12 protein-coding genes are annotated in these 13,710 nt (G+C 68.4%); 7 read left to right on the forward strand and 5 right to left on the reverse strand.

Annotated features, from left to right (window positions below):
- Positions 1 to 50 precede the first annotated feature (50 nt).
- Both N7590_RS03200 and proC read left to right on the forward strand, forming a co-directional pair.
- Positions 51 to 728 carry a YggS family pyridoxal phosphate-dependent enzyme gene (locus N7590_RS03200; protein WP_164240483.1) on the forward strand — a complete coding sequence of 226 codons (678 nt, stop codon included), beginning with the start codon at positions 51 to 53 and terminating at the stop codon, positions 726 to 728.
- 18 nt (positions 729 to 746) lie between these two features.
- The gene (proC, locus tag N7590_RS03205; protein WP_164240484.1) at positions 747 to 1,568 is read left to right on the forward strand and encodes a pyrroline-5-carboxylate reductase; all 822 of its coding nucleotides are present in this window, start codon (positions 747 to 749) and stop codon (positions 1,566 to 1,568) included.
- Positions 1,569 to 1,607: 39 nt separating this feature from the next.
- On the opposite strand, the gene N7590_RS03210 is transcribed toward proC, so the two are convergent.
- The gene (locus N7590_RS03210; RefSeq protein WP_164240487.1) at positions 1,608 to 2,483 is read right to left on the reverse strand and encodes a LysR family transcriptional regulator; all 876 of its coding nucleotides are present in this window, start codon (positions 2,481 to 2,483) and stop codon (positions 1,608 to 1,610) included.
- Between the two features lie 100 nt (positions 2,484 to 2,583).
- On the opposite strand from N7590_RS03210, the gene N7590_RS03215 reads away from it, so the two are divergent.
- On the forward strand, positions 2,584 to 3,186 hold the full coding sequence (locus N7590_RS03215) for a short chain dehydrogenase (RefSeq protein WP_006422483.1): 603 nt from the start codon (positions 2,584 to 2,586) through the stop codon (positions 3,184 to 3,186).
- Between the two features lie 42 nt (positions 3,187 to 3,228).
- On the opposite strand, the gene soxR is transcribed toward N7590_RS03215, so the two are convergent.
- Positions 3,229 to 3,663, reverse strand: a complete 435-nt coding sequence (soxR, locus tag N7590_RS03220; protein ID WP_008267329.1) for a redox-sensitive transcriptional activator SoxR — start codon at positions 3,661 to 3,663, stop codon at positions 3,229 to 3,231.
- 29 nt (positions 3,664 to 3,692) lie between these two features.
- Between soxR and N7590_RS03225 the strand changes: the two genes are divergently transcribed.
- Positions 3,693 to 5,114 (forward strand): MFS transporter, encoded by a 1,422-nt coding sequence (locus N7590_RS03225; protein ID WP_053448992.1) that lies wholly within the window; start codon positions 3,693 to 3,695, stop codon positions 5,112 to 5,114.
- An 87-nt stretch (positions 5,115 to 5,201) separates the two neighbouring features.
- Here the strand turns inward: N7590_RS03225 and N7590_RS03230 are convergent, their stop codons facing one another.
- Together N7590_RS03230 and N7590_RS03235 are read right to left on the reverse strand one after the other, a co-directional pair.
- Positions 5,202 to 7,223: an alpha/beta hydrolase gene (locus N7590_RS03230; RefSeq protein ID WP_164240491.1), complete on the reverse strand. Its 2,022-nt coding sequence runs from the start codon at positions 7,221 to 7,223 to the stop codon at positions 5,202 to 5,204.
- Positions 7,223 to 8,197: a DUF4105 domain-containing protein gene (locus N7590_RS03235; protein WP_164240592.1), complete on the reverse strand. Its 975-nt coding sequence runs from the start codon at positions 8,195 to 8,197 to the stop codon at positions 7,223 to 7,225. The genes N7590_RS03230 and N7590_RS03235 overlap by 1 nt, the downstream gene beginning before the upstream one ends.
- A 171-nt stretch (positions 8,198 to 8,368) precedes the next feature.
- Between N7590_RS03235 and N7590_RS03240 the strand changes: the two genes are divergently transcribed.
- Together N7590_RS03240 and N7590_RS03245 are read left to right on the forward strand one after the other, a co-directional pair.
- Positions 8,369 to 8,773: a GFA family protein gene (locus N7590_RS03240; RefSeq protein WP_053448989.1), complete on the forward strand. Its 405-nt coding sequence runs from the start codon at positions 8,369 to 8,371 to the stop codon at positions 8,771 to 8,773.
- Positions 8,774 to 9,104: 331 nt separating this feature from the next.
- A complete protein-coding gene (locus tag N7590_RS03245) occupies positions 9,105 to 11,192 on the forward strand; it encodes a TonB-dependent siderophore receptor (protein WP_164240493.1) in 2,088 nt (695 codons plus the stop codon).
- Here N7590_RS03245 and N7590_RS03250 read toward each other — a convergent pair.
- Positions 11,176 to 12,693: an MFS transporter gene (locus N7590_RS03250; protein WP_053508584.1), complete on the reverse strand. Its 1,518-nt coding sequence runs from the start codon at positions 12,691 to 12,693 to the stop codon at positions 11,176 to 11,178. The genes N7590_RS03245 and N7590_RS03250 overlap by 17 nt on opposite strands.
- 106 nt (positions 12,694 to 12,799) lie before the next feature.
- On the opposite strand from N7590_RS03250, the gene N7590_RS03255 reads away from it, so the two are divergent.
- Complete coding sequence (locus tag N7590_RS03255) at positions 12,800 to 13,699, forward strand: LysR substrate-binding domain-containing protein (protein ID WP_164240495.1); 900 nt, start codon at positions 12,800 to 12,802, stop codon at positions 13,697 to 13,699.
- Positions 13,700 to 13,710: the final 11 nt, after the last annotated feature.

Raw genomic sequence — 13,710 nt, forward strand, 5'->3', positions numbered from 1 at the left:
ATCTTTCCCCGGGCGGCAGTATAGCCTCCTGATTCAACGGAACGCGTTACGTGGCCACTCCCCTGCCCCAGATCCTGAGCAACCTGCATGCGGCCGCCGAGGCCGCTGGCAGGCCCGACCCACGCCTGCTGGCGGTGTCCAAGACCCAGCCGGCCGAGGCCGTGGCTGCGCTGGCCGCGCAGGGCCAGCATGCCTTCGGCGAGAACTACGTGCAGGAAGCGCTGGCCAAGATGCAGGCGCTGCAACACCTGGCACTGGAATGGCACCTGATCGGCCACCTGCAGTCGAACAAGGCCGATGCCGTGGCCAGCCATTTCGACTGGGTGCAGAGCGTGGACCGGCGCAAGCTGGTGACCGCGCTGGCCCGCCATCGCCCTGCAGCGCGAGGGCCGCTGAACGTGCTGATCCAGGTCAACATCGACGATGAATCCAGCAAGCACGGCTGCGCGCCGGAAGAGGTCGATGCACTGGCTGCGGCGATTGCCGCCGAACCCGGCCTGCGCCTGCGCGGCCTGATGGCGATTCCCGCACCGTGGCCCGAAGCGGAGCGCCGTCGGGATGCATTCGTGCGCATGCGCACACTTTTCCAGTCGCTGGCGGCCCAGCACGCGCAGGTCGACACCCTGTCGATGGGCATGAGCGGCGACTACGCCGACGCCATCGCCGAGGGCGCCACCCTGGTGCGCATCGGCACCGCCCTGTTCGGCGCGCGTCCGCGCCCGGCCTGACATCACAAGGAGACTTCCATGGCAGCTGATTCCATCACCTTCATCGGCGGCGGCAACATGGCCCGCAGCCTGATTGCCGGCCTGATCCGCCAGGGCGTGCCCGCCGCGCACATCCACGTGGCCGAACCGATGGCCGAACTGCGCCAGGCGCTGGTCGCCGACTTCGGCGTGCAGGTGCATGACAACGCGGCCGATGCCGCCGCGCAGGGCCGCACCTGGCTGCTGGCAGTGAAGCCGCAGGTGCTGCGCGATGTCTGCCAGTCGCTGCAGGCACTGGCACAGGCACAGCGCCCGCTGGTGGTGTCGATCGCCGCCGGCATCACCAGCGCGCAACTGGAGCGCTGGCTGGGCGGCGATCTGGCAGTCGTGCGTGCGATGCCCAACACCCCCGCCCTGCTCGGTGCCGGCGTGACCGGCCTGTATGCGACGCCGTCAGTGGATGCGCAGCAGCACGCGCGCGCGGAACAGGTACTGGCCAGTGCCGGGCGCACGGTGTGGATCGACAGCGAAACGCTGATGGATTCGGTCACCGCCGTTTCAGGCAGCGGGCCTGCCTATGTATTCCTGCTGGCCGAAGCGATGGAAGCGGCCGGCATCGCGCAGGGCCTGCCGGCCGATGCCGCGCGTGCGCTGGTGGTGCAGACCCTGCTGGGGGCATCGCGCATGCTGGATGAAGCCGGCGAAAGCCCGGCCGAACTGCGCCGCCGCGTGACATCGCCGAACGGCACCACCCAGGCGGCGATCGAGAGCTTCCAGGCTGGGGGGTTCGAGGCGCTGGTGGACAAGGCGCTGCGCGCCGCGCAGGTGCGCGGGCAGGAATTGTCTGCGGCGAATGATTGATCCCGATGTGTGCCGACCAACGGTCGGCACCCACCGTCATCATTGCCCCATTGTGGCCATGACGAAATCCACGAAACACTGCAACCGTGGGCGCGGCCTGCGGTCAGGCAGGTAGATCAGGTGCATCGGCCGCGGTTCAGGCAGGTAGTCGCGCAGCAGCGGCTTCAATCGCCCGGCCGCGATTTCACCCGCCAGCAGTGCCGTCGGCTGCAGCACCAGCCCCGCACCGGCCACTGCGGCTTCGCGCAGTGCAACGCCATCGTTGCAGGTCAACCGCGCTTCCCAGTCCACCTGTTCGCCGTTGGCCAGCTGCCAGCCATGGCCGCCACGCCAGGCCAGGTGGCTCAGGCAGTCATGCCCTTGCAGATCCGCCGGCGTGCGTGGCGTGCCACGCCGGCGCAGGTACGACGGCGCGGCGCACAGGCTCATTGCATACGGCGGCAACGGCCGTGCCACCACCTCCTGCGACGGTAGCGGCCCGACCCGGATCGCCACATCGAATCCATCCTCGATCAGGTCCACGCGGCGGTTGCTCAGGTCCAGCTCGATGTTCAACTGTGGCTGCGCACGCAGCAGGGCAGCCAGCCGTGGCGCCAGCACGCAGCTGCCCCAGGTGCTCGGCGCGCTGACCCGCAGCAGGCCACGCGGCTCCACCTGCAGGCCCGCCACATCGGCTTCGGCCTGCTGCACCTGTTCCAGCACCTGCCGGCACCCGGCCAGGTAGGCGCTGCCGGCTTCGGTCAGGCGCTGGCGGCGGGTGTTCCGTTGCAGCAGCGCAGTGCCCAGGTGCGCCTCCAGCTGCTGGATGTACTTGCCGACCATCACCGCCGACACCTGCAATTGTTCAGCGGCGCCGGCAAAGCTGCCGCGCTCGGCCACGGCGACGAAGGCCTGCATGCAGCGAAGCGTATCCATTACCAACCCCAGGTTAGGAATCTGCGAAGCATACGCCACTTACCTAACCATGCCATGAGCGCGCAGACTTCACTCATTCCCCCTCTCGCAAGGAACGGCCATGAAGATCCTCCTCGTCGGTGCCAGCGGCACCCTCGGCCAGGCGGTCGCCCGCCAGCTCGGCCAGCAGCACCAGATCCTCGCCGCCGGCCGCCACAGCGGCGAACTGCGGGTCGACCTGACCGACGACGCCAGCGTCGCCGAACTGTTCGCCCGCACCGGCCCGGTCGATGCGGTGATCTCCACCGCCGGCAAGCTGTACTTCGGCCCGCTGCAGGAGATGACACCCGAGCAGTTCAACATCGGCCTGCAGGACAAGCTGCTGGGCCAGGTGCGGCTCGCCCTGGCCGCGCAGCACCACCTGAACGCCGGTGGTTCGATCACCCTGACCAGCGGCATCGTCAGCGCACAGCCGATCCGCGACGGTGCCAACGCCACCTCGGTGAACGCCGCGCTGGAAGGCTTCGTGCGCGCGGCCGCGCTGGAGCTGCTGCCGCGCGGCCTGCGCATCAACGTGGTCAGCCCGAACGTACTGATTGAATCGATGGCGGCCTACGGCCCCTACTTCCCCGGCTTCGAAGCGGTGAGCGCACAACGCGCGGCACTGGCCTTCCAGCGCGCGGTCGAAGGCATCCAGAGCGGCGAAACGATCACCGTCTGGTAACACGCGTGCCGACCAAGGTCGGCACCTACTCCGTTCCGTTTTTCATTCCCAGCGCATCGGGCCGTCGCCGCGTTCGCCGAGGATGTCTTCCGGGTTGGCCAGGCGGCAGCGCTTCAGCGACAGGCAGCCGCAGCCGATGCAGCCGGTCAGTTCATCGCGCAGCAGCTGCAGCATGTGAATGCGCGCTTCCAGTTCGGTGCGCCAGCGCGCGGACAACTTGGCCCAGTCGGCCTTGGTCGGCGCACGGCCCTCGGGCAGGCTCTCGAAGGCACGGCCCACCGCTTCCAGTGGCATGCCCACGCGCTGTGCCACGCGGATCACCGCCAGCCGGCGCAGCACATCCCGGCTGTAGCGGCGCTGGTTGCCCGAGGTGCGCAGGCTGCTGATCAGCCCCTTGCGCTCGTAGAAGTGCAGCGCGGAAACCGCTACGCCACTGCGCTGGGAGACTTCACCAACGCTCAGTTCCTGGGACGCCATCACTTGACCTCAACTACGGTTGAGGTGTCATGCTGCTATCTTCGCCGCCGGTTGACAAGCGCGGCCCGCAGCCCATCTGTATGACTACCATGCTCTCCCCTGCCGATACCCCTGTGCCGGCCGATACTTCGATCCTGTCCGCCCGCTACCGCGCCACCACCATCGGCATGGTCGCGCTGGTCGCGCTGCACGCCTTCGAGGCGCTGGCCGTGGCTGCCGCGATGCCCACCGTGGCCGAAGCGCTCGATGGCCTGCGCCTGTATGCGCTGGCGTTTGGCGGCACCCTGGCCACCAGTGTGATCGGCATGACCCTGGCCGGGCGCTGGGCCGATCGCCACGGACCGGCGCGACCGCTGTGGTACGGCCTGGCCTGCTTCGTACTGGGCCTGCTGCTGGCCGGTTTCGCGATGCGCATGGGCATGCTGGTTGCCGGGCGCCTGCTGCAGGGGCTGGGTGCAGGCGCGATCTCGGTTTCGCTGTATGTGATGGTCGGCCGCAGCTACCCCGAGCACCTGCGGCCGAAGGTGTTTGCGGCCTTCTCCGCAGGCTGGGTGGTGCCGTCGATGATCGGCCCGGCGTTGAGCGGCCTGATCGTGCAGCATCTGGGCTGGCGCTGGGTGTTCCTGGCGGTGCCGCTGCTGGCGGTTCCTGCCGCCCTGCTGCTGCGCCCGGCACTGGCGCGCATGCAGTCCACCGCAGTCGGCGACCGCGACGATGGACGTGGCAACGTGGTGCGTTGGGCCAGCGGGGCCTCGCTGGCTGCGCTGCTGTTGTATTTCGGCGGCCAGCAGCAGGGCCTGCCGGCGCTGCTCTGCATCGGCGCGGCGATGCTGGCGCTGCTGCTCTGCGTGCACCGCCTGCTTCCGACCGGAACGCTGGTGCTGCGCCGTGGCCTGCCCAGTGTGATCGCGCTGCGTGGCATCGCCGCTGCGGCCTTCTTCGCCTGCGAGGCCTATCTGCCGCTGCTGCTGCAACGCGAGCGCGGGCTCTCGCCCAGCTGGGCCGGCGCGGTGCTCAGCCTCGGCGCGCTGGGCTGGTTCGCCGGCTCATGGCTGCAGGGCCACCAGCAGCGCGGCTGGTCACGCCAGCAGCTGCTGCGCGTGGGCACGGCGATGATGACGGTCGGCATCGTCGCCACCCTGGCGGTGCTGTTCAACCCCGTGCCACTGCCGGTGGCGCTGGTCGGCTGGGCCCTGACCGGCTTCGGCATGGGCATGATCTACGCCAGCCTGTCGGTGCTGACGCTTTCGCTGTCGGCGCCGCATGAGCAGGGCGCCAACACGTCGGCCCTGCAACTGAGCGAGGCGTTGTCGGTGACCACCGCGCTGGCGGTGTCCGGTGCGCTGTTCGCGCTGTTCGTGGAAACCGCACCGCACACCGGTTATGTCCTGTGCCTGGCGATCACCTGCGGCCTGGCGGTGCTGGCGACGGTGATCGCACGGCGGGTGTAGGCCACCGGGATTCCGGTAGTGCCGGCCGCTGGCCGGCAACCTCCACGCACGCAGGAATGCCGTGATGATGCCGGCCAGCGGCCGGCACTACCTGCTACCGGTGCCTACGTCATCGATGTCCCGGTGCAGGATGCGCCGCACTTCCAGCACCGCCTGCGGGGTCTCCTGCACGCTGTGGCCGGAGATGATCACCTTCTCCGACAGCGCGCCCGGCAGGTGTGCGCTCCAGTACGGCACCAGCCCGTCATCTGACTTCTCCACCGGAAGCTCCGGTTTGCGCTGGGCGATGATCGAGTGGTATTTCAGGCCGGCCTCGATCGGCAGCTGCGCGGCCGCCTTCACGAATGGATCGCTGGCCTTGAGGTTGTCGATGCTGTTGGGAATCTTCGGCTTGGCGGTGCCGTCGACCTGCTGCTCGGCCTGTGCCAGTGCCATGAACACATCCTCGAACTTGCCGAGAATGGTCAGCGGCAGGCGCACCAGCCGGCCGATCAGGCGCCCGACCTTGTTGCCGGCGATATCGGTGCCCTGGTGCGGCGCGGCGATGAAAATCGCGCGCTCCACGTTCGGCTGCGCCTTGAAGTGCAGCAGCGGCCCCAGCTTGGCCTGCACGCGCTTCAGGCGCTCGCCCTTCAGGTCGTAGTTGGCCAGCAGGTCATTCCACAGCACATCGCCGGAATCACTGACCAGCAGGCGGGCCAGCACGCCGCCCATGCTGTGCCCGATGTAGACCATGTCCTTCGATGCCCGCGTGCTGCCGTCAGGATCGAAGTGCTTCAGCGTGTCATTGAACGCATTGGCGATCTCATAGCGGTTCAGCGCGATCGGCGCATTGGTCGGGTAATAGACCTGCCACACCTGGAACTGCTGGCGCAGTTCGGGGTCGCCCATGATCTCGTTGGCCAGGTTCACCCAGGCCTCCGGGCTGCTGGCCAGGCCGTGCAGCATGAAGATGATGCGGCGGTTCGGGTCCCACGGCTGCATCAGGTAGATGTGCGGCTCACCGATGCCCTCGCTCATGCCGAACAGGGTGCGCAGCGACTGCCGGGCAAAACCGCTCTGCGCCAGCCACAGGCCGTACGCTGCGGTGAAATTGCCGGCCAACGGCACCTGCTCGCCGTGCAGGGTGATGCGCTCGGTGGCTTCCGGCGAGTAGGCATCCAGCTCGACCCGGCGCGTGCGCATCACGTCGTCCAGGCTGCTGCCCTCGAAGCGCAGCAGCGCGGTGACGTTGATCGAGGACATTTCGCTGAACTCGGGCACCGAATCGTCATGCCGATGGCGGCGGCCACGACGCGCGTCATCCTCATCATCCGCAGCGGTTTCAGCCTTCGGACCGTCGGGCGCGATCACCGGCGCGACCAGCTTCGGCGGGTCCATCACCATCACCAGTTCGGCACCGAAGCCATCGCGGCGATAGGTGCTGCGCAGGCCGACGAAGCTGACCGTGCCGGCCGGCACCAGCTGCGCGGGAATGCTCTTCAGGCCCAGCTGCTGGTAGTTGGAGGCCAGCGACCAGCTGCCGACCGAGATCGGCTTCGTATAGTCCTCACCCGCCAGCGCAGACGCACGCGCGCGCACGAACAGCACCACCGCCGCCTTCTCGGCGGCGTAGTTGTAGTAGTCGCGCACCTGCGTCTGCCGGTCCTCGAAGGCGCGGTCAGACGGCGAACGGCCGCTGTAGAACAGGTAGGCATAGGCGTAACGGGCCGCTTCCAGCCAGGCATCCAGCGCGGCATCGCTCATCGGCGGATCGCCGGCGGCGGTCTTCTTCGGCGTCAACGCCAGTGCGGCCTTCACCCACAGTTCGGACAGCGCCGACAGCCGCTGTTCGACGTTGAGGTCATCGGTCATCAGCAGCGTGCTGCGGCAGACCAGGAAGTCCTTTTCGCACTGCGATTCATCCAGGCCTGCCGCACTGAGCGTCTCGCGCGCGGCCGGGCTGAGCTTGCCGGTGTTGAGCACGTCGGCGCGCTTGTTGACCAGCGAATCACTGGACGTGACCTGCTTGACGGTAACCATCGCGCAGCCGCTGCTGCCCAGCAGCAGGAAGGCGGCGAACAACACCGGCAGCAGGCGCTGCCAGCGGGCCAGGGGACGTTGGGTCATTACTGCGGGTCCTGCTCGGTGCCGGGCACGCCCTGGCGGATTACGGTGGAGAAATGCACCCCGTCACCCAGGTCCAGCGCGCGCTGGGTGATGCGGCCCTTGTCATGCAGCTCGGCGTACGGCACACCCGGGGTGAGCGCGCCAACCTCCTGCGCGTACTCGGCCAGGTAGCCCGACAGCAGCAGGCGATAGTCCAGCGGCAGCCGCGGTGCGATGTGGCGGGCCAGGTCGAAGACGATGGTGGTGCAGTTGCTGGTCAGCGTGTTGTAGAAGCCCGGCTTCGCATCCAGTTCGCGCGCCTGCTCGATGTAGGCGGCGAACAGTTCCTTCAGCTGCGTGCGGTCCATGCCGTGCAGGCGGTACAGGTAGACATCCTCGCCCCGCGCATTGGTGCGGGTGCGGATGATGTCGGTCTCCTCGGAGGCCACCAGGGTCATCTCGAACTTGCGGAAGAAGCCGCCCAGCGCCGAGAACGATTCACCCCGTTCCTTGCGGATCTCCAGCGAGAACACCACGTGGCGGCCATCGTCGAAGCCGAACGAGATCAGCGTGTGGGCGATTGCCGGGCCCATCCAGTACGACAGCACCAGATCGGCCGAGCGCAGCTGGTCCAGGTCGTACTCGCGGCGCACCCAGCGCGCGTCATAGTCGGTTTCGCTGCGCCAGGTGAAATCACGGACGTTGTCCAGCACCACATGACGCCCATCGAACGACACCACGTGCAGGCGCTGGGCCACGTCATCGGCCCACACGCGGTCCTGGCGCGGCGCCAGCAGCAGCCACCACAGCGCGGCCAGCGCCAGTGCTGCGCCGAACCCCAGGCCCAGCCGGCGGTTGCCTCGGCCGCGTGCGACCTTCCACGATGCCCACAACGCGACCAGCAGCCACAGCACGGCCACCGTCGTGGCCAGCGCACCCGGCCCCGGCAGCTGGTAGGCCAACAGCCCGGTCACCCACAGCGCCGCCAGCGCCATGGCACTTCCTGTCATCCAACGTCCTGCGGTGTTCACTGGCATCCTGTGGCGGTATTCAAGCCGCATAGTTAGCCACAAGCCGCATCAGCGTGGCATCTACGGCCCGTTCAGGCAGGCCGGCGCACCGTCGGCAGCGGCGCCCGAAGCCAGGTTCACCACACAGGAGCATCAATGGGCATTACATCCGTGGCCGGCGTTCCGGTCCAACCCCGGCACCGCGCAACCTGCCACTGCGGCACGGTCGAACTGCTGCTGGATCTGCCGGACGGCATCGTCGACCCACGCCGCTGCGACTGCTCGATGTGCCGGCGCCGTGGCGCCATCGCCGCCAGCGTGACCCGTGCGGGACTGCAGGTGGTGCGCGGGCAGAACCACCTGCGGCTGTACCAGTTCAACACCCATGTGGCCGAGCATTACTTCTGCGGTGTGTGCGGCATCTACACCCACCACCGGCGTCGTTCCAATCCCGAGCAGTACGGCTACAACGTGGCCTGCCTGGAGGGCATCGACCCGTTCGCGCTGGGCGTGATCCCGGTCAACGATGGCGTCAACCACCCGGCCGACCGCAGCGCCTAGTGCCGCGTGCGTCGCAGTGGTGCCGCCACTTTCTGCCAGGGCGCCATGCCACTGCGACCGGCGCGTGCGGGGCGTTTCAGCCAAGGGCGGCGGGGCGCTGCCTGCGGCTCGGCAGCGACCGGGGGAGGAAGGGGCCTGCGGCCAGGCCAGAGATGGTCGAGCAGCCACATGGCGGGTCTCCGCGGGGGACGGGGACAACCGAGACTAGGCGCTGGCCGGCATAGGGGGCGTGAGGCGGCGAAGTCTCGATGATGACACGTCATTGAGAATCATTTGCAACAACAGGATGCAATCCCGATAATCCGCGGCGATCTTCCGTGGACCGACCGCCATGCCCGCCCGCCGCACCCTGCTCTCGCTTGCCCTCGCCCTGCCCGGCAGCCTCGTCGCACACGCCGCACTGGCCGACGACGCGCCGACTCCCCGCACCCTGGACCGCGTCAGCGTGGTGGCCGAGCGTGCCAGCACCGCGACCAAGACCGACACCGTCCTGACCCAGACGCCACAGGCGATCAGCGTGGTCACCCAGCAGCTGTTCGCCGATCGCGGCGCACACAACCTGCAGGAAGTGCTGCGCTACAGCGCCGGCGTCACCGCCGACGCGTGGGGCCTGGACACTCGCAACGATGCCACCTCGGTACGCGGCCTGGATCCGGTGCAGTACCAGGATGGCCTCCGCCGCAGTTACGGGTTCAGTCCGTTGGCGCGGCCGGAAATCTATGGCCTGGAGCGTGTGGAAGTGCTGCGCGGTCCTTCGTCGGTGCTGTACGGCGCAGGCGCCACCGGCGGCATCATCAATGCGATGAGCAAGCGCCCGACGTTCGGCAACGTGGCGGGCGAGGTAGGCGTGCAGCTTGGCAGCTTCGACCGCAGGCAGCTTCAGGGCGACATCGGCGGTGCGTTGAACGAGGCCGGCACGGTGGCCGGGCGCTTCGTCGGCCTGCTGCGTGAGTCAAACATGCAGACCGATACGCTCAAGGACGACCGTGTCTACCTTGCGCCTTCGATCAGCTGGCGCGGCGAACGCAGCACCTTCAGCCTGCTGGCCAGCTACCAGCACGACAGGACCGGCTCCAGCCAGCAGTTCCTGCCGCTGGCGGCGACGCTGCTGGCGCCCCCCGGACGCCGCCTCGATCCCTCCACGTTCATCGGTGACCCTGACTTCGACCGCATCGACTCGCGTGTCTACAGCCTCACCGCGCTGTTCGACCACCGCTTCAACGACGTGCTCAGCCTGCGCTCGGCCGTGCGCTACATCGACGGCAAGACCACGCTGCAGCAGATGTACGTGGACAGCTACAGCAACCCGGCCGATCCCTTCATCGATGCCGGACGTCGCGTGGTCAACCGCACCGCCTACGGCACCCGCCCCGACGTGCAGATCTTCAGTGCCGACAACGCCCTGCAGTTCGACTTCGCCACGGGGGCCTTCCAGCACCTGCTGCTGGCCGGCGTCGACTACAGCCAGTACCGGGAGCAGCTGCAGCGCCTGGATGCGACCGGCACGCCGATCGACATCTACGCCCCGGTATCAGTGGCACCGACGGTGCGTGGCTGGGAGCGCCAGCCAGACCAGACCTCCACCCAGCTCGGCCTCTACCTGCAGGATCAGATCCGCTGGGCCGACCGCGTTTCACTGGTGCTGGGCGCACGACGCGACCATGCACGCTCGAAGACCGACGGCCAGCCCAGCCAGACCGACAACGCCACCTCCTATCGCGCCGGCCTGATCGGCGAACTGGGCGCAGGACTGTCGCCCTACCTGAGCTACAGCGAATCGTTCCTGCCGGTCGCCGGCCAGGACCTGTTCGGCCAGGCCTTCAAGCCGATGCGCGGCCGCCAGACCGAGGCCGGCATCAAGTGGCAACCCGCGCGCAACCTGCTGCTGACGATGGCCGCGTACCGCATCACCGAAACCAACCGGCAGACCAACGACCCGGACAACGTGCTGAACGTGGTGCAGACCGGGCAGATCCGCTCCAGGGGTGTGGAGCTGGAGGGCCAGTTCCAGTTCGCCAACGAGCTGACGATCACCGCCGCCGTTGCGCGCAACGAGGCCGAAGTCAGCCGCAGCAACTTCGCATTGGAAGTGGGCCAACGCCTCAACGACACCCCGCAGGACCTGGCCTCGGCCTGGGTCTCGAAGGGTTTCCCGCTGGACGACGGCGCACGCCTGCGCCTGGGCCTGGGCGTGCGCCATGTCGGCAATACCGTGTCGCTGGGCAATGGCGGGCGCATCATCACTCCCAGCTACACGCTGGCCGATGCCCTGGTGGAAGTGCAGGTGACCGACTGGACGATGGCGCTGAACATCACCAACCTCACCGACAAGCGCTACTACGCACCGTGCCGCACCTTCGGTGACTGCTTCGCCGGCTACCCGCGGGTGGTCACCGGCACCATCACCTATCGGTTCTGATCACGGCCAACGCTGGCCGCCGCAGCAATACGTGCAGCAGCACGGCACAGGCGGCGGTCAGCAGCGCCAGCACCCTCAGCAGTATCGCCAGCGCTTCGGCACTGGCCTGCTGCAGGTGTGCGCCGCGCATCGCCGGAAGCAGTGCCTGCGCCTGTGCATGCGCACCGGTTGCCAGATAGGCCCCGGCCCTGGCCAGCGACGCGGGTGACGCGCCCTGCAGCCGCTGGCCGATCAGCAGCGCGAGCAAGGCGGTCACTGCGGCCAACGCAATGCCTTCGCCGGCCACCCGCACCGTTCCGAAGATGCCGGCAGCCATCCCTGCACGCTGCACCGGCACCACGCTGACCGACAGCCCATCCATCAGGCCCCACGGCAAGGCCGTTCCGGCACCGATCAGCATCAACAACGGCACCCACTGCGAGGGCGACGGGTGCGAGGCGTGGCACGACAGCAGGTACAAGCCGGTGGCACAGACCAGCAGGCCGAGCGTGCACAACCGCGCACTTCCGATGCGCTCGACCCAGCGCGCGGCCAGCATCGGCAGTACCAGCATCGGTGCGGACAGGGCCAGCATCTGCAATCCGACCGCGGCCGCGCTTTGCCCATGCACGCCCAACAACTGCAGCGGCAGTACCACCAGCAGCACCACGTAGCCGAAGCAGGTGGCCACCGGCAGCAGCTGGACACCGAGGAACGCCGGCTGCGAGAACAGTGAGAGGTCCAGCAGGGGTGAGCGATGCACCCGTTCGATGCAGACGAACACCCCGCCCAACAGCAGCGTCGCCAGCAGCGCCAAGTGCACGCGCAGGGCATGCAGCCCGAATTCGCCCAGCCACAGCAGGGCCAGGGTCAGCGCCGCCAGCATCAGGCTGAAGCCGAGCATGCCGCCGAGGTCCAGGTGTCCGCGCTCGCCGTGGCTTTCAGGCAACACGCGCGCGCCCAGCACGAAGGCCGCCAACGCCAGCACGCCACCCGCCGCGAACACGCTGCGCCACCCCAGTGCCTGCAGCAGAAGGCCGGCAAGCAGCGGCCCCAGTGCCAACCCTGCACCGAATGTCGTGCCCAGCAGGGCAAAGACGCGGGCGCGCGCCGGTCCCTGCCAGGCCTGCGCCAATGCGGCGGTGCCGGACGCCAGCGCTGCTGCAGCGGCAACGCCCTGCAGCCCGCGCGCCAGGTCCAGCCACAACAGCGTGGGTGCCAGGCAGACGACGGCGGTGGCGGCGCTGAAGCCTGCCGTACCCAGCAGGAACAGCCGCCGCCGGCCAAAGCGGTCGGCCAGGCCGCCGCCGGCGAGCAACAGGCTGCCGAAGGTGAGCATGAACGCATTGGTCACCCAGGCCAGCGCAGTGGGTGAGGCCGCCGCGGAACGGGCCAGCACCGGCACCGCGACCGCGCCGGCCGAGAAGGACAACGGCAACGCCAGCGCGGCCAGGCAGACGGCAAGCAGCGTCCAGCGCTGCTGCGCACGGACAGGCAAGGGGAGCATCGAAACCGGGGCCATGCGGGCCTCCATCCATCAGGGGTATTGATGATGGACAGGCCGTTATTGATGAGAAACTGGCTCGATGGACGTTGATTGCGGCCTGATGTTCCGCAATCATGCCGGCATGGATTCCATCTCTGCCCTGCTCGCCTTCGTCCGCACTGCGGAGGCGGGCAGCATCGTCGGTGCCGCCCGCGTCCTCGGCCTGTCCGCGTCGGCGGTGGGCAAGCGCATCGCCCGCCTCGAGCAGGACCTGGGCACGCGCCTGTTCCATCGCACCACCCGCCGCGTACACCTCACCGATGAGGGCGATCTGCTCCTGCAACGCTGCCGGCGTGCCCTGGACGAGCTTTCCGAAGCACAGGCGGACCTGGCGCAGCGACAGCACGCGCCCAGTGGGCTGCTGCGCATCGGGCTGCCGACCATCGGCTATCGCTTCCTGCTGCCGGTGCTGCCCGGTTTCCAGCAGCGCTATCCGCAGGTGCAGCTGGAACTGGATTTCAATGACCGCATCGTCGATGTGGTCAGCGAAGGCCTCGACGCAGTGATACGCAGCGGTGCGCTGGCCGATTCCAGCCTGACCGCGCGGCGGCTGGGCGGGTTTCGTTTCATCCTCTGTGCGGCCCCCGGCTATCTGCACGCGCACGGCACGCCCGGTGATGTGAGCGAGCTGCGCATGCATGCCGCGCTGCGCTTCCGTTACCCGACCACCGGAAAGCTGCATCCGTGGCAGCTGCCGGGCGTCGAAGGCGATGCCGGAGCGGGCCTGCCGACGGCGATGACCTGCAACAACATGGAAGCCGTGCTGGCCGCTGCGATTGGTTGCATGGGCCTGGCCTGGATGCCTGACTTCCTTGCCGCTGACGCGCTGGACGATGGCCGCCTGCAACAGGTGCTGCCTGCGCTGCCCACGCACCAGGGGCAGTTCTCGCTGCTATGGCCGGGTGGACGCCACCCCAGCGCGCGCCTGCGGGTATTCATCGACTACGCCGTGGCGCATCTGTTCCAGGGCGAACACGCCTAAGCGGCCGGCAG

Source organism: Stenotrophomonas sp. GD04024 (assembly GCF_029837545.1).
GTDB lineage: Bacteria > Pseudomonadota > Gammaproteobacteria > Xanthomonadales > Xanthomonadaceae > Stenotrophomonas > Stenotrophomonas forensis.

Excerpts from the sequence above, each read along its gene's own strand:
- proC (WP_164240484.1), top strand. The coding sequence starts at position 747 with ATGGCAGCTGATTCCATCACCTTCATCGGCGGCGGCAACATGGCCCGC.
- N7590_RS03210 (WP_164240487.1), bottom strand. The coding sequence starts at position 2,483 with ATGGATACGCTTCGCTGCATGCAGGCCTTCGTCGCCGTGGCCGAGCGC.
- N7590_RS03215 (WP_006422483.1), top strand. The coding sequence starts at position 2,584 with ATGAAGATCCTCCTCGTCGGTGCCAGCGGCACCCTCGGCCAGGCGGTC.
- soxR (WP_008267329.1), bottom strand. The coding sequence starts at position 3,663 with ATGGCGTCCCAGGAACTGAGCGTTGGTGAAGTCTCCCAGCGCAGTGGC.
- N7590_RS03225 (WP_053448992.1), top strand. The coding sequence starts at position 3,693 with ATGCTGCTATCTTCGCCGCCGGTTGACAAGCGCGGCCCGCAGCCCATC.
- N7590_RS03230 (WP_164240491.1), bottom strand. The coding sequence starts at position 7,223 with ATGACCCAACGTCCCCTGGCCCGCTGGCAGCGCCTGCTGCCGGTGTTG.
- N7590_RS03235 (WP_164240592.1), bottom strand. The coding sequence starts at position 8,197 with ATGGCGCTGGCGGCGCTGTGGGTGACCGGGCTGTTGGCCTACCAGCTG.
- N7590_RS03240 (WP_053448989.1), top strand. The coding sequence starts at position 8,369 with ATGGGCATTACATCCGTGGCCGGCGTTCCGGTCCAACCCCGGCACCGC.
- N7590_RS03245 (WP_164240493.1), top strand. The coding sequence starts at position 9,105 with ATGCCCGCCCGCCGCACCCTGCTCTCGCTTGCCCTCGCCCTGCCCGGC.
- N7590_RS03250 (WP_053508584.1), bottom strand. The coding sequence starts at position 12,693 with ATGGCCCCGGTTTCGATGCTCCCCTTGCCTGTCCGTGCGCAGCAGCGC.
- N7590_RS03255 (WP_164240495.1), top strand. The coding sequence starts at position 12,800 with ATGGATTCCATCTCTGCCCTGCTCGCCTTCGTCCGCACTGCGGAGGCG.